The sequence below is a fragment of the Fulvivirga lutimaris genome, assembly GCF_009711525.1.
Lineage (GTDB): Bacteria > Bacteroidota > Bacteroidia > Cytophagales > Cyclobacteriaceae > Fulvivirga > Fulvivirga lutimaris.
Genome location: NZ_SMLV01000020.1, coordinates 1 through 300, shown reverse-complemented (window position 1 = coordinate 300; position 300 = coordinate 1). Strand labels below are relative to the sequence as shown.

The following is a 300-nucleotide window of genomic DNA, read 5'->3' as shown; positions in this document are numbered from 1 at the left end:
AATCGAGTCATAGAGTTTGTGGATAAACTGGGAAGAACTATTCTCAAAAGAGTTCAGGCCGTTGATAGCCCTAATTTAACGACATATAATATTGGTGAATGGGCAGACACCTATTATGTGTATGATGATTATGGCAACCTGAGATATGTCTTACCGCCAGCACTGGTAGAGACATTGGGAGTAATAAGTGCTCCACTGACCATAAGTATGGATCATTTAAACACCTGGGCCTTTCAGTACAAATATGATGGCAGGAACAGGATGATAGAAAAGCGAGTTCCGGGAGCTGATTCAGATTGG

At 41.7% G+C, this 300-nt stretch carries 1 protein-coding gene; it reads left to right on the top strand.

Annotated elements, in window-relative coordinates:
* Window positions 1–300: hypothetical protein (locus E1140_RS21095; protein WP_185153300.1), on the top strand; the 300-nt coding region annotated here is incomplete at both ends.